The sequence below is a fragment of the Mesorhizobium sp. M0833 genome (assembly GCF_040319905.1).
Classification (GTDB): Bacteria; Pseudomonadota; Alphaproteobacteria; order Rhizobiales; family Rhizobiaceae; genus Mesorhizobium.
Genome location: NZ_JAMYOQ010000003.1, coordinates 322,242 through 340,040, shown reverse-complemented (window position 1 = coordinate 340,040; position 17,799 = coordinate 322,242). Strand labels below are relative to the sequence as shown.

General features: G+C 63.4%; 18 protein-coding genes. 4 read left to right on the top strand and 14 right to left on the bottom strand.

What is annotated here, in order from left to right:
* On the bottom strand, positions 1-1,170 hold the full coding sequence (locus tag NKH98_RS05725) for a mandelate racemase/muconate lactonizing enzyme family protein (protein ID WP_352897084.1): 1,170 nt from the start codon (positions 1,168-1,170) through the stop codon (positions 1-3).
* 55 nt (positions 1,171-1,225) lie between these two features.
* Positions 1,226-2,113 (bottom strand): sugar phosphate isomerase/epimerase family protein, encoded by an 888-nt coding sequence (locus tag NKH98_RS05720; RefSeq protein ID WP_023675190.1) that lies wholly within the window; start codon positions 2,111-2,113, stop codon positions 1,226-1,228.
* Positions 2,114-2,504: 391 nt separating this feature from the next.
* Here NKH98_RS05720 and NKH98_RS05715 point away from each other — a divergent pair, with 391 nt between their 5' ends.
* From NKH98_RS05715 to NKH98_RS05705, 3 genes are all read left to right on the top strand, one after another.
* Positions 2,505-3,560 (top strand): sugar phosphate isomerase/epimerase family protein, encoded by a 1,056-nt coding sequence (locus NKH98_RS05715; protein ID WP_254816745.1) that lies wholly within the window; start codon positions 2,505-2,507, stop codon positions 3,558-3,560.
* Between the two features lie 137 nt (positions 3,561-3,697).
* A complete protein-coding gene (locus NKH98_RS05710) occupies positions 3,698-4,903 on the top strand; it encodes a Gfo/Idh/MocA family protein (protein ID WP_352897082.1) in 1,206 nt (401 codons plus the stop codon).
* Between the two features lie 177 nt (positions 4,904-5,080).
* On the top strand, positions 5,081-5,932 hold the full coding sequence (locus tag NKH98_RS05705; protein WP_352897080.1) for a sugar phosphate isomerase/epimerase family protein: 852 nt from the start codon (positions 5,081-5,083) through the stop codon (positions 5,930-5,932).
* A gap of 27 nt (positions 5,933-5,959) precedes the next feature.
* On the opposite strand, the gene phnE (NKH98_RS05700) is transcribed toward NKH98_RS05705, so the two are convergent.
* The 11 genes from phnE (NKH98_RS05700) to phnG all read right to left on the bottom strand — a co-directional run bounded on the left by phnE (NKH98_RS05700) (position 5,960) and on the right by phnG (position 15,870).
* A complete protein-coding gene (gene phnE, locus NKH98_RS05700) occupies positions 5,960-7,327 on the bottom strand; it encodes a phosphonate ABC transporter, permease protein PhnE (protein ID WP_352897078.1) in 1,368 nt (455 codons plus the stop codon).
* Between the two features lie 66 nt (positions 7,328-7,393).
* Entirely contained in the window at positions 7,394-8,350 is a 957-nt protein-coding gene (gene phnE / locus NKH98_RS05695) for a phosphonate ABC transporter, permease protein PhnE (protein WP_352897076.1), read from the bottom strand.
* A 53-nt stretch (positions 8,351-8,403) separates the two neighbouring features.
* The gene (gene phnD / locus NKH98_RS05690; protein ID WP_352476349.1) at positions 8,404-9,312 is read right to left on the bottom strand and encodes a phosphonate ABC transporter substrate-binding protein; all 909 of its coding nucleotides are present in this window, start codon (positions 9,310-9,312) and stop codon (positions 8,404-8,406) included.
* Positions 9,313-9,400: 88 nt separating this feature from the next.
* Positions 9,401-10,249, bottom strand: a complete 849-nt coding sequence (gene phnC, locus NKH98_RS05685; RefSeq protein ID WP_352737543.1) for a phosphonate ABC transporter ATP-binding protein — start codon at positions 10,247-10,249, stop codon at positions 9,401-9,403.
* Between the two features lie 220 nt (positions 10,250-10,469).
* A complete protein-coding gene (locus tag NKH98_RS05680; protein WP_352897074.1) occupies positions 10,470-11,087 on the bottom strand; it encodes a DapH/DapD/GlmU-related protein in 618 nt (205 codons plus the stop codon).
* Positions 11,084-11,791: a phosphonate C-P lyase system protein PhnL gene (gene phnL / locus NKH98_RS05675; RefSeq protein ID WP_352897073.1), complete on the bottom strand. Its 708-nt coding sequence runs from the start codon at positions 11,789-11,791 to the stop codon at positions 11,084-11,086. Before phnL ends, NKH98_RS05680 begins: the two co-directional genes overlap by 4 nt.
* A 211-nt stretch (positions 11,792-12,002) precedes the next feature.
* Entirely contained in the window at positions 12,003-12,779 is a 777-nt protein-coding gene (gene phnK, locus NKH98_RS05670) for a phosphonate C-P lyase system protein PhnK (protein ID WP_065009749.1), read from the bottom strand.
* On the bottom strand, positions 12,776-13,687 hold the full coding sequence (locus NKH98_RS05665; RefSeq protein ID WP_352897072.1) for an alpha-D-ribose 1-methylphosphonate 5-phosphate C-P-lyase PhnJ: 912 nt from the start codon (positions 13,685-13,687) through the stop codon (positions 12,776-12,778). The genes phnK and NKH98_RS05665 overlap by 4 nt, the downstream gene beginning before the upstream one ends.
* Entirely contained in the window at positions 13,684-14,796 is a 1,113-nt protein-coding gene (locus NKH98_RS05660) for a carbon-phosphorus lyase complex subunit (protein WP_352897071.1), read from the bottom strand. Before NKH98_RS05660 ends, NKH98_RS05665 begins: the two co-directional genes overlap by 4 nt.
* Before the next feature lies 1 nt (position 14,797).
* The gene (phnH, locus tag NKH98_RS05655; protein ID WP_352649509.1) at positions 14,798-15,409 is read right to left on the bottom strand and encodes a phosphonate C-P lyase system protein PhnH; all 612 of its coding nucleotides are present in this window, start codon (positions 15,407-15,409) and stop codon (positions 14,798-14,800) included.
* Entirely contained in the window at positions 15,409-15,870 is a 462-nt protein-coding gene (phnG, locus tag NKH98_RS05650) for a phosphonate C-P lyase system protein PhnG (RefSeq protein ID WP_352897069.1), read from the bottom strand. The genes phnH and phnG overlap by 1 nt, the downstream gene beginning before the upstream one ends.
* 134 nt (positions 15,871-16,004) lie before the next feature.
* On the opposite strand from phnG, the gene phnF reads away from it, so the two are divergent.
* On the top strand, positions 16,005-16,748 hold the full coding sequence (gene phnF / locus NKH98_RS05645; protein ID WP_352506646.1) for a phosphonate metabolism transcriptional regulator PhnF: 744 nt from the start codon (positions 16,005-16,007) through the stop codon (positions 16,746-16,748).
* A 12-nt stretch (positions 16,749-16,760) separates the two neighbouring features.
* Here the strand turns inward: phnF and NKH98_RS05640 are convergent, their stop codons facing one another.
* Positions 16,761-17,777: a zinc-binding alcohol dehydrogenase family protein gene (locus tag NKH98_RS05640; RefSeq protein ID WP_352897067.1), complete on the bottom strand. Its 1,017-nt coding sequence runs from the start codon at positions 17,775-17,777 to the stop codon at positions 16,761-16,763.
* Between the last annotated feature and the right edge of the window lie 22 nt (positions 17,778-17,799).

Below are 17,799 nucleotides of genomic sequence, written 5' to 3'. Positions count from 1 at the left end.
TCAGCCGTGTTGCGCGTGCGCCTCCAGGAACCGCTCCGAAATGGTGAATCCCAGCCCGGGTCTATCAGGGATCGCTACCATACCGTCCTTTGCTTCGACAGTCTCTTCGATCAGATCGTGGATCATCGGGTTGGCGCCGAGCGAATATTCGACGGTGAAGCTCGCCGGCGAAGCGGCGCAGACATGCAGCCCGGCAAAGAAGCAGGGCGCGCCGGCCCAAAGATGCGGCGCAAAGCGCAGATTGAAGGCGCTGGCGATGGTGCCGATCTTCATCGCCTCGCTGATGCCACCGCAAAAGGCCGGATCCGGCTGGAAGATATCGGCGGATTTGAACACGGCGAGGTCGCGGAAGGCATAGCGTGTCGCCTCGCTTTCGCCGGTGGCGATCGGGATCGAACCGCAGGCGCGCACCTCGGCCATGCCGGGCTTGTCGTCGGCGATCACCGGCTCCTCGAACCAGGCGAGATCGAGGTCGCCGGCGAGATGGATGAAGCGCTTGGCTTCGGCCACCGTGTAAGTGCCGTGCGCGTCGACCATCAGGTCGATATCGGGACCGAGCGCCTGTCTTGCGGCGCGGACGCGAGCGGCCGAGATATGTGGGGCGCCGTCCATCGCGCCGACGCGCATCTTCAGCGCCTTGAAGCCGCCCTTGGCGATGTAGGACTGCAGCTGGTCGCCGATGGCTTCCGCCGTGGCCCAGCCGCCGGAAGCATAGGCCGGCATGCGGTCCAGCTTGCGGCCGCCGAGCAGCCGCCAGACCGGAACGCCGAGCGATTTGCCGAGAATGTCCCACAAAGCGATGTCGACGGCGCTGATGGCGGCGATGCTCATGCCCCGTCGTGCCAGTTGCGGCATGGCATGGCCGGCGCGAGCGGCACTGTCGTGGCGCGTGCCATTATAGAGCATCTCCCAGATGACGCCGATGTCGGCCGGGTCGCGGCCGACCAGCTGCGGGCCGACCTCGTAGTTCAGCAAATGAACGAGAGCGCCGTAACTGCCGGCGCTGCCGGCGGCATTCTTGCCTTCGCCCCAGCCGACCAGCCCGTCGTCGGTTTCGATGCGCAGGATAGCGGCGTCGAACGTCGCCACCTGACCGAAGTCGCTGCGGTGCTGCTTCGCGACTTCGATCGGTATGCGGACCCACCAGGCTTGGACCGTTTTGATGCGCATGTTCATCCTCGGCCCGGCCGCGGTGAGGCGGAAGGGCTCTTTCCAAACGGCTCGGCTACTTGATCAGCGGCAGCAGCGTTTCCGCGTTGATGCGCATCTGGTCGGTGTAGAATTTCTCCGTGAGCACGCTGGAGCCGTGGTCCTGAATGAACTTCAGCTGCTCCGGCGAGATGTCGACGGGGTTGCGTTCGACCATGTCGGGATAGGGAGCAGCCGGCGTGCGGTCGACGGGGGCGACGAATTCATTGGTCAGCGCGCCGTCATAGCCGATCTCCTTCAGCGTGCCGACGATCTTCGGCCAGTCGATCTGCCCAAGGCCCGCGGCGAAGCGGTTGTTGTCGGCGACATGGAAATCGTACAGGCGCTTGCCGACCTGCCGGATGGCGTCATAGACGTTAAATTCTTCCATGTGGATGTGGTAGGCGTCGAGGCAGACGCCGCATTCGGGGCTGACCGCATCGGCCAGCGCCAGTGCCTGGGCGCCGCGGTTGAACAGATAAGTCTCGAAGCGGTTGAGCGGCTCAACCGCGATCTTGACGCCGACTTTCTTGGCGTGGGTGAAGCATTCCCGGGTGGCATCGACCACCCATTTCCATTCCTCTTCCTCGGTGCCGTCCGGCACGACCTTGCCGACGGTGGCGGGAACCAGCGTGATAATCTCGCCGTCGAGCTCGCTGACCATGGTCAGCACGTCCTTGACGTACTGCACCGACCGCTCGCGTTGGCCCTGGTCCTTGGCGGCGAGATTGCGCTCGCCCAGCATCAGCGTCACCGCTCCCCAGCAGCGAATGCCGTACTCGTTCAACAGTGCGCGCGTCTCCTTGGGCTTGTACTGTTCGGGTTCGCCGGAAATCTCGATCGACTCATAGCCGAATTTCTTGATGCGCTTGAGCGTCGTTTCCAGCGGCTCCGCCCGCATCCAATTGTGCGTCGAAAGATGCATGGTCTATCCTTCCCAGAATCGCCTGTACCAGTTTGCCTGCGGCGCACTCTGCCGAAGCCGCCGCATGATTCCTCCCCAAGGCGTCCCAGCATTTTTTGCAAACTGGTTCGACCAATTGGGCTTGATGGGAGGTCTACAGTAATTTCATCTGGACGGCAAGAAGTGCTGCCATCAAGCGTTGGCTCCTGTCTATGCTATTGATTATACTTAAACATGTGGCTTAACTCGGCATGGTTGCAGGACTGCGGCGGCGCGTCAAATGGCTTGACCAGATTTCGGCATTTGGTAATACCAGAATAGCGGCGCTGAGCGCGCTGTGCAAAGAGACCAAAGACGCTGGCCCTGTTTTCAATCGGCGCTATGCTTGGTCGTGAAACATAGGGAGATGCCGATGCCGACGACGATGAAGGGGCCTGGTCTGTTCCTGGCGCAGTTTGCGGGCGACGCCGCGCCGTTCAATTCGCTGGCCTCGATCACCAAATGGGCGGCTGGTCTGGGCTACAAGGGCGTGCAGATCCCGACATGGGACGCCCGATTGTTCGATCTCGAGAAGGCAGCCTCCTCCAAGGCCTATTGCGACGAGGTGAAGGGCATCTGCGCCGATGCCGGCGTCGAGATCACCGAACTGTCGACGCATCTGCAGGGGCAATTGGTGGCGGTGCATCCCGCCTATGACGCGCAGTTCGACGGCTTCGCGCCGGCTGCGGTGCACAACAATCCAAAAGCCAGGCAACAATGGGCGGTCGAACAGATGAAGTTCGCCGCCAAGGCGTCGAAGAATCTCGGGCTTAAGGCGTCGGTGTCGTTTTGCGGAGCGTTGGCCTTCCCATACCTCTACCCCTGGCCGCAGCGGCCGGCGGGATTGATCGAGGAAGCATTTGCCGAACTGGGCAAACGCTGGACGCCGATCCTCGACGTTTATGACGAGAACGGCGTCGATGTCGGCTACGAAATCCATCCGGGCGAGGACGTGTTCGACGGCGCGACATTCGAGATGTTCCTCGATTCGGTCGGCGGCCACAAGCGCTGCAACATCAACTATGACCCGTCGCACTTCCTGCTGCAGCAGCTCGATTATCTCGAATTTATCGACATCTACCACGAGCGGATCAAGGCGTTCCACGTCAAGGATGCCGAGTTCAATCCGACCGGGCGGCAAGGCGTCTATTCCGGTTACCAGAGCTGGACCAACCGTGCCGGGCGTTTCCGCTCGCTCGGTGACGGGCAGGTGGATTTCGGCGGCATCTTCTCCAAGCTCACCCAATACAATTACGATTCATGGGCGGTGCTGGAATGGGAATGCTGCCTCAAGCACCCGGAGGATGGTGCGGCCGAAGGCGCTCCCTTCATCCAGCACCACATCATCAGGGTGACGGAAAAAGCATTCGACGACTTCGCCGGCGGCACGACCGATAAAAAGGTGCTGCGCGGCATGATGGGGATCTAGCACAGATATCCCTCCCCCTCGAGGGGAGGGTCGATCCGCACAGCGGATCGGGGTGGGGTCGCTGGGCGTAGGCTCGGCATGAACCGACCCCACCCGGCCCTGCGGGCCACCTTCCCCTCAAGGGGAGGGGTATTTCAATGACGAGGGAGAAAATCGTGGTTGGCGCATCGAAGACGGAAACGGGAGGCGGTCCGATCCGCTACGGCATGGTTGGCGGCGGACAAGGCGCCTTTATCGGCGCGGTGCACCGCATCGCGGCACGCATGGACAACGAGTTCGTGCTGGTTGCCGGCGCCCTCTCGTCGAATCCGGAGCGCGCCAAGGCCTCGGCGGCCGAGCTGGGGCTCGATCCGGCGCGCAGCTACGGCTCCTATGCCGAGATGGCCAAAGCGGAGGCCCGGCGGCCGGATGGCATCGAGGTGGTGGCCATCGTCACGCCGAACAATGTGCACGTGCCGGCCGCCAAAGCTTTTCTCGAGGCCGGCATCCACGTCATCTGCGACAAGCCACTGGCGACGACGCTAGCCGAGGCAAAGAGGCTGGCGGCGCTGGTCGAAAAGACTGGCAAGGTGTTCGTGCTGACGCATAACTACACCGCCTATCCGATGGTGCGGCAGGCACGCGAGATGGTCGCCAAGGGACAGCTCGGCGATATCCGCATCGTGCAGTCGGAATATCCGCAGGACTGGCTGACCGAAGACCTGGCCGCCACCGGCCAGAAGCAGGCTGCGTGGCGCTCTGACCCGAAGCAGGCGGGTGCCGGCGGTGCACTGGGCGATATCGGCACGCACGCCTACAACCTTGCCCGTTTCGTCTCCGGGCTGGAGCTCGATTCGTTGTCGGCCGATCTCGATGCCTTCGTGCCGGGAAGGCTGCTCGACGACAACATCAATGTGCTGCTGCGCTTCAAGCCGGTCGGCGGGTCGCACCCGGCCAAGGGAATGATCTGGGCAAGCCAGGTGGCGCCCGGCCACGAGAACGGGTTGAAATTGCGCATCTACGGCTCGAAGGGCGGCCTCGAATGGGTGCAGGCCGACCCGAACTATCTCTGGTACACGCCGTTCGGCCAGCCGAAGCAGTTGATCACCCGTAATGGCGCCGGCGCGCTCCCCGTCGCCGGGCGCGTCAGCCGCGTTCCGCCAGGGCATCCGGAAGGCTATCTCGAAGGTTTCGCCAACATCTATCAGGAAGCCGCGCGGGCTATTCGTGCAGCGCGCCGGAAGGGCGGGAAGCCGGCCAAGGATGTCGTCTTCCCGACCGTGCAGGACGGCGTCGAGGGCATGGCCTTCATCGAGGCCTGCGTGAAGTCGTCGAAGAAGAATGGGGCGTGGACGAAGCTCTGAAGGGTGGTGGTGATAGTCAGGTGAGACCGGCCTGCAAATGGCAGTTTCCTGCGCTTCCGGTGCTCATGTACCAAAAGCACGCTCCGCTCCGGTTCTCGGAACCCACCATTTTTGGCTCGGCCTGATCTGAATCTCATCACCCCTCCGGCGATCGAGCGAATGAAGGGAGGGGCGTCGATGAAAATCGGCATGTGCATGTTGTTGTGGACGACCAGTGTCTCGAAAAAACACGAGCCGTTGTTGAGGGACATCAAGGCGACCGGCTTCGACGGCGTCGAAATACCGGTCTTCTCCGGCACGCCGGACAACTACAGGAAACTCGGCGAACTGCTCGACCGTATCGGGCTGCAACGCACCGCCGTCTCGGCGATGGGCGATCCGGCGATGAACCTGATCTCGCCGGATGCCTCGACGCGCAAGGCCGGTATCGACTACATGAAATCGGCGATCGACTGCGCTCAGGCGCTTGGCGCGAACACATTGAGCGGCCCGCTCCATTCGACACTCGGGGCCTTCTCCGGCAGCGGGCCGACAGCGGCCGAGAAAAAACGTTCGATCGCTTCGCAACGCGCCATTGGCGACTATGCCGGCAACAAGAGCGTCACCATCGGGCTGGAGGCGCTCAACCGCTTCGAATGCTACCTGCTCAACACGATGGACGATTTGTCGGAGCATATCGACGCGATCGACCGGCCGCACATCAAGGCGATGTACGACACCTTCCATGCCAACATCGAAGAAGCCGACCCGATCGGCGCCTATACGCGCAACCGCAACAACATCGTCCATATCCACATTTCGGAGAACGATCGCGGGGTGCCGGGCCGTGGCCATATTCCCTGGAAGGAGACTTTCTCCGCCATCCGCAAGAGCGGCTACGACGATTGGCTGACGATCGAGGCGTTCGGGCGTTCGCTGAAGGACTTGGCCGCGGCCACCAAGGTGTGGCGCGACTTTTCCGAAGGCCCGGAAGCTGTCTACCGCGACGGCTACAGGCACATTAAGAACGGGTGGAGGAAAGCTGCATAGCGATCGGCCAGCCCGATGCCGCACCCGTCACCCCTGCTCAGCCTGGATCCTGTTGTAGTCGTGGATCGTCCTGCTCAGCCGGCGGCGCAGCAAATTGGAAATGTTGTCGAAGATGAAAACGACGAGCAGGACCAAGAGCACCATGTAGAAGACATTGGCCCAGTTGGAGTTGGTGCGCATCGCTTCCCAAAGCTTCAGGCCGATGCCACCGGCACCGACGGCGCCGATGATCGTCGCGCCCCTGGTGTTGGATTCCCACTGATAGAGTGTCTGGCTGATGAAGACCGGGATCACTTCCGGCAGCACGCCATAGCGCTGCACCAGCAAGCCGTTGGCGCCGGTCGACTGGATGCCCTCGCGCGGCTTGTCGTCGATGTTCTCGAGGCCTTCCGAATAGACTTTGCCGAGCGTGCCGATCTCGGTGAAGAAGATCGCGGCGCTGCCGGCCAGAGGGCCGGGGCCGAAGGCGCGGGTGAAGAACAGCGCCCAGATCAGCATGTCGACCGATCGCATGAAATCGAAGAAGCGCTTGAGCATCTGGCTAAGCAGGCCGCTCGGGGTGATGTTGCGGGCGGCGAAAAAGGCGAGCGGGAAGGCAACGATGCCGCCGAGCAAGGTGCCGAGAAATGCCATGACGATGGTCTGGAACAGCTTCGTCCAGACGTCGCCATGCTGCCACTGGGCGTTGTTCCAGATATTATCGGCGGCCAGCGCAATGTTCGATGTGCCCGGCTTGAGCTGGGGTCCGGACATCAGCAACGAGACCACCTCGCCGGGCGATTTGCCGAAGAAGGGCGAGCGTGTGTCGAAGACGAAATTCGCCCAGCCGAGAAAGCGCTTGCGGACCTTGACGCGATCGACGGTTATGCGAACCTCGCCGGCAAAGCCCATCCGGGCGACGATTTCATCGTCATGCGCGGTGATCCAGTCCGGCACCGGGCCGGTTATCACCGGCTTGCCGCTGGTCAACGACACCGGCACCGCCTGGCCATTGGCGACAAGCGTTGCCTCGGCCTTGTCGAAGGTGACGGATTTGGCTCGGCCGTCGATCAGAACGGTGTAGGAGCCGTTGGCATTGGCGATGACCCAGTCGGGATGCGGGTCTTCGCCAAGTGCAGAAAAACGTGGGTATTTGGGTGTGATCTGAGGCTGATCGAGACGGAATTCCGGCTGCAGATCGTAGCTGATCCATTGCGTCAGGAAGAGCGGCAGGCGCTCCCAGTGCGATTGCCTCAACACTTGCGGCAGGCTGAAGAACCACAAGGCATAGACGAGGTAGAGCAGGATGCCGGCGAACAGCACCAGCGGGCCGAAGCGTTTGTACAAGGGCCGTCGGAACACTTGGGGAAAGCGCTCCTCTATCGCCTGCATCTCATCGGCGGTCATCGCGGTCATGGGCAGTCTTCTTGTTGATTTGCCAAGATCTTTTCCAAAAACCGGAATCCACTTTTTGGATCATGGTCAGGCGCTCATCATAAATGCCTGCTCGCCGACGAGCTTGCGACGAAGCCAGGCGGAGAACTGGTCGACGAGGAAGATGGTGGTAAACAACAGCAGCACCAGTGCCAGCGTCTTGGCGCCAAAGCCGCGTGAGATGGAGAGCTTCAGCTCCTCGCCGATGCCGCCTCCGCCGACCGCGCCGATGATGGTCGAGATACGGACATTGATCTCGATCCTGAGCAGCGCGTAGGACATGAAATTGGGCAGCACCTGTGGCAGGCCGGCGAAGCGCACGCGCTCGAACCAGTTGGCGCCGACCGCGCGCAGGCCTTCATCGGCGCGCATGTCGATGTTTTCGTTGATCTCGTAAAAGAGCTTACCGAGGGCGCCGATCGAATGCAGGCCGATGGCGATGATGGCCGCGACCGGGCCAGTCGAGAGGATGGCTGCGAACAGGCCGGCAATGACGATCTCGGGGAAGGCGCGAAGCAGTTCCATGAAGCGCTTGACGACGAGCCTGAGCACCGGACTGGGTGTCAAATTGCGCGCGGCGATGAACGAGAACGGCACCGCAAAGACGAAGCCGATGAAAGTGGAAACCAGCGCCACGTTGAGCGTGGTGAGCATCAGCTCGAAATATTCGGGTAGGTAAAAACCGCCCCAGAGATAGACGCGGCCAAGCGGGAAGTTGAACTCCTGGCTGCCCTTGTCGTGCGGCGATGCGATGTCGAACAGCGCCCGCCAGACGTCGTTCCAGTCTTTGGGAACAAGCCAGCTAAGGAAATCCAGTATGTGCGGCAGCCGATCGAAGAAATGTCCGGCATTGGCCTCGTCGGCAAACCACATGGCTGTGCACATGGCGATAAGCAGCAAACCGATGCCGAGCGCCGTGTAGAACCGGCGCAAGGACGTCTGCCGTCGCCAGGAGTCGGCTGTCCGCCGGGTCGCGTCTGAACGGATCGTGGCTGAGATGGTCATGATCGGGCATGCAAAAAGGGCGGCGCTGGTAAGGCCGCCCTTTGCAACTGCATTCAGCCGCCGATCGCGGCTTTGCGGGCTTCGACGATGACGCTGTAGAAGTCGGGCTTCACCGGAACGTAGCCGGTGAAATCGCCGCCTTCGATGGCCTCGAAGCAAGGCTTGTCCTTGGCCGGCAGACTGGTGAAGAAGTTGGCGAGCTTGGCGCTCATATCGCCACCGAGCGCGGTGCGCACGACCAGCGGGCCGTTCGGGATCAGGCCGGAGCGCCAGACTTCGACGAAGTCGTTGGGGTCGACGGCGCCCTTGGCGACTTCCTTGTGGAAGGTGCCGGAGGTGTAGCCGTTCTTGAAGTCGCCGATGCCCGAAGAATCGTCAACCGCCACGTCGACCTTGCCGTCGCGGACGGCGAGAAGGTTGTTCTCATGGCCGCCATTGAACTGTGTCGAGGCGAAGAAGGTTTCGTTCGAAGCGCCGGTGTCCTTCGGGATCTGGGTCAGCGGGATCAGGTAGCCCGAGGTCGAATCCGGGTCGGCATAGCCGAGCTTTTTGCCCTTGGCCGATTTGATGTCGGTGATGCCGGACGACTTCAGAGCGAGCCCGATCGAATAATAGCCGGTCGCGCCGTCGGTCTGCTGGGTGGTGAGGATCGGGGTCACGGCGTTCGGATCCTTGAGGTAGACGCTGGCATAGCCTGACGCGCCAAGCTCGGCGAAATCGAGGGTGCCGCCGAGCAGGCCCTGGATCACGCCGTCATAGTCGGCGGCCGGGAACAGCGAGACCTTCTCGAAGCCGAATTCGGACTTCAGGTGATCGGCGAGGCACTGAAAGTTGCGCAGCCGGTCCGCTTCATTTTCACCACCAAGGATGCCGATGCGGAATTCCTTGATATCCTGGGCGTGAGCGGCACTTGTTGCGATGGCGAGCAATGAAACCGCGCCAAAAACCATCTTCCTGAACATTATCTCTCTCCTGTTGGTTCCGGCTTCGCGCCGGAGCGTTCGAACTTTTGACGAGTGCCTTTGACGCGGGCGGGCGATCAGGCCGTTCTCAGTAGCCAGGGAATACGGGCTCGAGCGGTCCGGCGGATGCCGCGATTTTCTGTTTGATGGCGACGCTGGTCGAGGTGATGGCCTCGGAGATTTCGCCGCCATTGCTGTCGGCGCCGTAGACCATGCGCACGGCCTCGCGGTTGAGGTCTTCGGGCGGGCCGTCGAAGACAACCTTGCCGGCGGCCATGCCGATGATACGGTTGCAATAGTTGCGGGCCGTATCAAGCGTATGCAGATTTGTGATGACGGTGATGCCTTCGCGCAAATTGATGTCCTGCAGCGAATCCATCACCACCTTGGCGTTGAGCGGATCGAGCGAGGCGATCGGCTCGTCCGCCAACAGCACCTTCGGCTGCTGCATCATGGCACGCGCAATAGCAACGCGCTGCTGCTGGCCGCCGGAAAGCGTGCCGGCGGGCTGCAGTACGGTGCGGGCGATGTCGAGACGCTCAAGGGCGGCAACAGCCTCGGCGCATTCACTGCGCGAGAACATGCCGAACAGGTTGGACAGCGTCGAGCGGTGGTTGAGCCGGCCGAGCAGCACATTGGTCAGCACGTCCAGGCGCGGCACCAGATTGAACTGCTGGAAGATCATGGCGCAGTCGCGCTGCCATCGCCGGAGCGGCGAGCCGCGCAACCCGGAGACTTCGACGCCGTCGAACAGGATGGATCCCTGGCTGGGATCGATGAGGCGGTTGATCATGCGCAGAAGCGTCGATTTGCCGGCGCCGGAACGGCCGATGATGCCGACCATCTGACCGTGCGGGATCGCGATGTCGACATTGCTGACGGCGGTGTTCTTGCCGAACCGGCGGGTGACGCCGCGGATTTCGAGCGTAGCTGACATGGTGCAGGCTCCAGTCCAATCGCAATTGAAGGTCTGTTGACCCTCGCTAGCGCAGCCGCATGAACCTGCGGTGTCGGAACGATGTCAGTTTTGTTACTGCCCACAGCCTGGAGCGGCGCGGCCAATCCAGCACGAGAGGCTCGAATGGTGAATGGTGACAAGAAAGGCTTTCCTGAGCCTCGAAACCTGTCCGCTGCCCCCATTCACCATTTCACGACCCTTAGCCGCCATACTTCTCCAGGAAGGCCTCCGCCGACAGTTCCCGAAAATCCTCGAGCGCGGCGCGCAGCCGAGCGTGGTCCCAGTCCCACCAGGCGAGCGCCTGGTAGCGCTCCGCGGTGCGGCGGTCGAAGCGTTCGCGGATCGGCTTGGCCGGTACGCCGGCGACGATGGTGTAGGGCGCGACGTCCTTCGACACCACCGCGCCGGCGCCGACCGCCGCGCCGTCACCGACGGTGATGCCGGGCAGGACAGTCGAGCCGTGGCCGAGCCAGGTGTCGTGGCCGATGGTGACGCGCTTGGCGCGGCGCTGGGCGAAGAATTCGCTCTCGTGCTCGGCGTCGTCCCAATAGTCCGAGGCGCGATAGGTGAAATGGTGCAGCGTCGGCCGCCAGGTCGGGTGGTTGGTGGCGTTGATGCGCACATTGGCGGCGATGTTGGCGAATTTGCCGATCGTCGCGCACCAGACGCCGCAGTCTTGCATCATGTGGGAATAGTCGCCCAACGCACTTTCCGAAATCCGGCAGCGCTCGGCGATCTCGGTCCAGCGGCCAAGCGTCGAGTTCTCGACTTGCGCCGTCTCGTGGATCAGCGGTGCCTCCGACAGTTTCCTGGTCATGCGGCGATTTTCCCGGCGGCGAAGGCGGTCACGTCGATGATACGGTTGGCCACCGCCTCGCGCACGTCGTGGTCGTGGAAGATGCCGAGCAAAGCGACGCCCGCGGCCTTCTTGGCGGCGATCAGGGAAATCACCACGTCGCGGTTTCTGGCGTCGAGCGAAGCGGTCGGCTCGTCGAGCAGCAGGATCGGATGCTCGGTGATGAAGCCGCGCGCGATGTTGACGCGCTGCTGTTCGCCGCCGGAGAACGTCGCCGGCGGCAGCGCCCAGAGTTTTTCCGGCAGGTTCAGCTGCGCCAGCAAGGCACGTGCCTTGCCGCGCGCGACCTCACGCTCCTCGCCGCGCTCGACCAGCGGCTCGGCGACGACATCGAGCGCCGAGACACGCGGCACGGTGCGCAGGAACTGGCTGACATAGCCGATGGTAAGCCGGCGCACGGCAAGCACGGTGCGCGGGCTGGCAGTTGCGAGATCGATCAGCCCGCCCTCGTGCTGGACGATGATCTGGCCTTCGTCGGCGGCATAATTGCCGTAGAGCATTTTCAGGATCGAGCTCTTGCCGGCGCCGGACGGGCCGCCGAGCACCGAGCATTCGCCGGCCCTGATCGCGAACGAGACGCCGGTGACCACCGGCAGTTTGATGCCGTCGCGCAGATGCATGGTGAAGCTTTTGGCGACGTCGGAGACAACGAGCGGGGTTGCCATCAGAGGGTTCTCCAATCGTCATTCGTCTGCGGGCCAACACCCCCCTCTGGCCTGCCGGCCATCTCCCCCTCAGGGGGGGAGATTGGCTGTCGCATTCGGTTTCGCCATTCTCCTGTGTCGCAGAACGGGCGCGACATAAAAGCTGCTGATCTCCCCCCTTGAGGGGGAGATGGCCGGAAGGCCAGAGGGGGGTACGCCGGAGCAATCATCGTCACACCTGCAGAATCGAGGAGACAAGCAGCTGGGTATAAGGGGCGCGCGGATCGTCGAGGACGCGGTCGGTGAGGCCGCTTTCGACGACGCGGCCGTCCTTCATCACCATCATGCGTTGCGACAGCAGACGTGCCACCGCAAGGTCGTGGGTGACGACGATGGCCGCCAGGCCGAGGTCGGTGACCAGCCCGCGCAGCAGATCGAGCAGGCGCGCCTGCACCGAGACGTCGAGGCCGCCGGTCGGCTCGTCCATGAACACCAGCCGCGGCCCGGTGACGAGGTTGCGGGCGATCTGCAGGCGCTGGCGCATGCCGCCGGAAAAGGCGCGCGGCTCGTCGTCGATGCGGTCCTCGTCGATCTCGACGCGCGACAGCCAGTCGACCGCCGTGGCTCGGATTTTTCCGTAGTGGCGGTCGCCGACCGCCATCAGCCGCTCGCCGACATTGGCGCCGGCCGACACCGTCATGCGCAGCCCGTCGGCGGGGTTCTGGTGGACAAAGCCCCAGTCGGTGCGCATCAAAAAGCGGCGCTCGGCCTCGCTCATGCGGTAGAGCTCGCGGAATTGGCCATCGCGCATGCGGTAGCTGGCGGTGCCGGAGCTGGGCAGTAGCCTTGTCGACAGGCAGTTGAGCAAAGTGGTCTTGCCGGAACCGGATTCGCCGACCACCGCCAGCACTTCACCCGGCCACAGATCGAAGGTGACGTTCTCGCAGCCGACGCGCGAGCCGTAGAATTTGGACAGCGCAGAGACGCGCAGCAGCGGTTCGTCGGTCATTGCGCCGGCTCCGTTTTTTCCAGGGCAAGAGGGGTTTCAGGCGCAAGGTGGCCGCGATGGCCTTGCTCGCGCCGCTTCTCGCAATGGTCGGTGTCTGAACAAACGAACATGTGGCCGCCATGGTCGTCGAGGATAACTTCGTCAAGATAGACGTTCTCGGCCGCGCACAGTGCGCAGGGCTGGTCGAAGGTCTGCACCTCGAACGGATGGTCCTCGAAGTCGAGGCTGACCACGTCGGTGAAGGGCGGCAGTGCATAAATGCGCTTTTCGCGGCCGGCGCCGAACAATTGCAAAGCCGGCGAACGGTGCATTTTCGGATTGTCGAATTTCGGCGTCGGCGACGGGTCCATCACATAGCGGCCCTCGACCTTGACCGGATAGGCATAGGTGGTGGCGATGCGGCCATGTTTGGCGATGTCCTCGTAAAGCTTCACATGGATGAGGCCGTATTCTTCCAGCGCGTGCATCTTGCGTGTTTCGGTTTCGCGCGGTTCGAGGAAGCGCAAAGGTTCGGGGATCGGCACCTGATAGACCAGCACCTGACCCGCGCTCAGCGGATGCTCGGGGATGCGGTGGCGAGTCTGGATGATGGTCGCCTTCGCCGTCTCAGTGGTGACAGCGACATTGGCGACCTTCTTGAAGAAGGCGCGGATCGAGACGGCATTGGTGGTGTCGTCGGCGCCCTGGTCGATGACCTTGAGTACATCATCCGGGCCGATGATCGAAGCGGTGACCTGCACACCGCCGGTGCCCCAGCCATAGGGCATCGGCATTTCGCGCGAGGCGAACGGCACCTGATAGCCAGGGATGGCGATGCCCTTGAGGATCGCCCGGCGGATCATCCGCTTGGTCTGCTCGTCGAGATAGGCGAAGTTGTAGGTGGCGATGTCGGTCGGTTGTGCGGTCATTCCGCGGCCTCTCTCTTCTCTTCGGCCTTGCCGGCGTTCTCGCGGGCGTCGTGCTCGGCGCGCATGCGGCGCACGAGATCGAGCTCGGCCTGGAAATCGACATAGTGCGGCAGCTTCAGATGCTCGACGAAGCCGGTCGCCTGGACATTGTCGGAATGCGAGATGACGAACTCCTCGTCCTGGGCGGCGGCGACGACATCCTCACCCAACTCTGAGGCACGCAGCGCGCGGTCGCACAGCGCCATGGCCATCGCCTTGCGCTCGCTCTGGCCGAAGACAAGGCCGTAGCCGCGGGTGAATTGCGGCGGCGCCTTGGCCGAGCCCTTGAACTGGTTGACCATCTGGCACTCGGTGACGCGGATCCTGCCGAGCGGCACCGCGAAAGGCAGTTCCGGCACGTCGAGCTCCAGCTCGACCTCACCGATACGGACCTCGCCGACGAAGGGATGGTTGCGCGCATAGCCGCGCTGGGTGGAATAGCCGAGCGCCAATAAAAACCCCTCATCACCGCGCGACAACGCCTGCAGGCGGATGTCGCGCGCCATCGGGAATTCGAGCGGCTCGCGGGTGATGTCGCCGGGGACATGATCTTCAGGCATGTCGCCGTCGGACTCGATCAGGCCCTCGCGGGCGAGGATCGCCGACACGCGCGGCATGGCTTCCGCCTCGCCGGCACGCTGCTCCGGCTCGGCGACTTCGCCGCCTGCAGCAAGCTCGGGATCGAGCAGCCGGTGGGTGTAGTCGAAAGTCGGGCCGAGCAACTGGCCGCCGGGCAGGTCCTTGTAGGTGGCCGACACCCGCCGCTCGACCAGCATCGTGCCGGTGTCGACCGCCTTGGTGTAGCCGAAGCGCGGCAGCGTGGTGCGATAGGCGCGAATGAGGAAGATCGCCTCGATCAAGTCGCCGCGCGCCTGGACGATGGCGAGTGCCGCCAATTCCCTGTCGTAGAGCGAACCTTCACTCATCACCCGGTCGACGCCGAGCGCCAGCTGCTCGACGATCTGGTTGAGGCGAAGTGCGGGCACCGAACGATCGCCGCGCCGGCGGTCGGCAAGCAGTTTGTGGGCGTTGCGAATGGCCGCTTCGCCACCCTTTACCGCGACATACATCCTATGCCTCCATCGTCTTGATGCGCGTCGTGCGGGGCAGGCAGGCAATTGCTTCGGATGTGGCGAGGATGATGTCGACGCCACGCGGAAAGCGCTGGTTGTTCTGCTTCCATTGCTCGACGAAATGGCGCGGCATTTGCGCCGGCGCGATCGTCGCCGTCTTCTCGATGCCCGGGCCTTCGAGCAGCAGCGGAGCGCCGGAGACAAGATCGCTGACCTCGAGGATCAGCGTCGTGGAGCGATCGGGATAATCCTGGGTGCCTTGCGAAAACCCGTCGAGCGCCATCATCTCGGCCGGCGTGGCGATCAGCGCGAAATGCGCGTCGGCCGGGGTGTTGGCCAGCGGCGCGCCGGTATGGAAGCCAAGCCAGGATTTCACCGTCGCTGAAGCCTGCAAGGCGGGGTCGAGCCAGAGCGGCGTGTCGTTATCGCACAGCGCCAGCGCAATGGCGCCCGCGGTGGCTGACAGCGGCGTCGGTGGACGGGTAAAGACCGGCAGGGGCTGCAGTGTGCCCGGCCGGGCCATCGCGTCCATCACTGCCCGGAAGACCGTCTGGGCGTCGAACACCGGATCGGCAAAGCCGCCTTCAATCGCTTGGGTCACGATGTCCATCAGTCTTCTCCGCGTACCATGGTGAAGAAATCGACCTTGGTCGCCGCCGTCTCGGCGCGGCGCTGGTCACGGGCCTTGGCCAGTGCCGCCCGCAAGGGCGCGACGAGCCTGGTCTCGACCTCATTGCGGTGAGCCGGGTCCTGCCACAGCGCATCGGCGATTGCCGCCAGCCTTGCCTTCTGCTTGTCGCGGCCGAGCGCATAGCAGTGGCCGACCTGTCCGGAGGCGAGCCGGACGGTGGCGCGGGTGACCGTCGCCTCGCCAACGTTGAACGGCGCGCCGCCGCCACCGATGCGGCCACGCACGGTCACTAGGCCGGTTTCGGGGCCGCGCAGGAGTTCCGCCTCAGAAGGCAGGCCGGCTTCGTTCCACAGACGGACGATATCGTCGCCGGTCGATTGCGCCAGCGTTGCCATAACGGCCTTGCGCTCAGCCTGATCGCGGGCTTCCTGTCCTCGCATGGTTAACATTCCCTTGCATCGAAATTTGTCTATTGATATAGACAATTATACAAATTATACCTATTATCTAATGCGTGTCTATGACGGGTGCATGACAAGGGCGAGAAGAGGGGGCGCAAAGGTTGGGGCAGAAAATGATCGGACAAGCCAACAGCATCGAGCGGCGCAGCGGTGTCGCGCTGTGGCGGCAGATCGCCGATCAGATACTGCATTCGATTTCCGTCGGCGATTTTCCCGAAAATGCGGCGTTGCCGCCGGAGGTGGCACTTGCCGAGCGCTATGGCGTCAACCGCCACACCGTCCGCAGCGCCATTGCAGCGCTGGTGCAGGAGGGTGTGCTCAGGGCAGAGCAGGGGCGGGGCACCTTCGTGCTGTCGCGCAGGCGGCTGTCATATCCGATCGGCGCCCGCACCCGCTTTTCGGAGGGATTGCAAGGACAGGCGTCCGACCGGCATATCACCTTGCTTGCGTCATCGGTCGAGCCTGCCAACCGTCGTGTGGCAGAGAGCTTAGGCCTTGCAAAGGGGGCCGACGTGATACGTCTGGAAACGCGCGGCGAAGCCGATGGAATGCCAGTGTCCCGCGCTGCCGGCTGGTTCGATGCCAGGCGCTTTGCCGGCATCGATGCTGCCATGGCGGAAACCGGTTCGATCACCGCATCGCTGGCACGTTTTGGCATTGACGACTATCTGCGGCAATCGACGGTGTTGTCGGCGCGCCATGCCGATGCGGCCGACCTTGCGGACCTCGACCTGCAGCCCGGCGCCATCGTGCTGGTGACGGTCGCCGTCAACGTCACGCCCGACGGTCAGCCGATCCAGTTTTCGGAGTCGCGCTTCCCGGCCGAGCGGATCGAGCTCAAACTGTCGGCGCTTTGAGGTGCGCCAGCATCATCCGACCTGGATAACGGCCTTGATCAGGCCGGACTTCTCATGCGCCCAGCGGGCAAGATCGTGCGGCGTTTCGCCAAGCGTCGTGCGGTGCGTGACGAGCTTTGCCAACGGCACCGCGCCGTTGCGGATCGAGGCGGCGACATGGTCGAAATCGGCACGCAGCGCGTTGCGGCTGCCGATCAGCATCATCTCGCGCTTGTGGAATTCGGGATCGGAAAAGGCGATGTCGTCCTTGACGACGCTGACCAGGACCAGCGCCCCGCCATGCGCGACATGGGCGAAGGCCGACTGCACCGACTGGGTGTTGCCGGTGGCATCGAAAACCATGTCAAAACCGTCGCCGTCGGTTGCTTGCCTCACCAGGTCCGCAGCAGCGCCCTGCGAGCCGTCGAGGGTCGCGAAGCCGAGTTCGCTTTCGGCGAAACCCAGCCTCTCCGCACTCATGTCGAGCAGCGTCACGTCGAGCCCGGCGATGCGGGCGAACAGCGCCGTGCCGAGCCCGATGGGGCCGGCGCCAATGACCAGCGTGCGCGCACCTGGATCAGCCAGCGAGCGCCGCACGGCATGCGCGCCGATCGCCAGGAATTCGACGGCAGCAGCATCGGCCAGCGACAAGCCGTTTGCCGGATAAAGATTTTGCGCCGGCACCAGGATTTGCTCGCACATGGCGCCGTCGCGGTGGACGCCGAGCACCTCGATCTTGACGCAGCAATTCGGCTTGCCTTGCAGGCAGGCGATGCATTTGCCGCAGGCGAGATAGGGATTGACGACCACCGGTTCGCCGATTGCCAGATCGACGCCCTCACCAACCTCGATCACGGTGCCGGAAACTTCGTGGCCCATAATGCGGGGATAGGCGAGGAACGGGTGCTTGCCTTCGAAGATGTGATAGTCGGTGCCGCAGATGCCGACATGGCTGACGGCGACCAGCGCCCAGCCGGCCGGGGGCGCGCCAGGCGCCGGACGATCTTCGAGGACAAGTTCGCCGGGCGAGCGGCAGACGACGGCTTTCATGCTTCAATCCAGTCGGTTCATG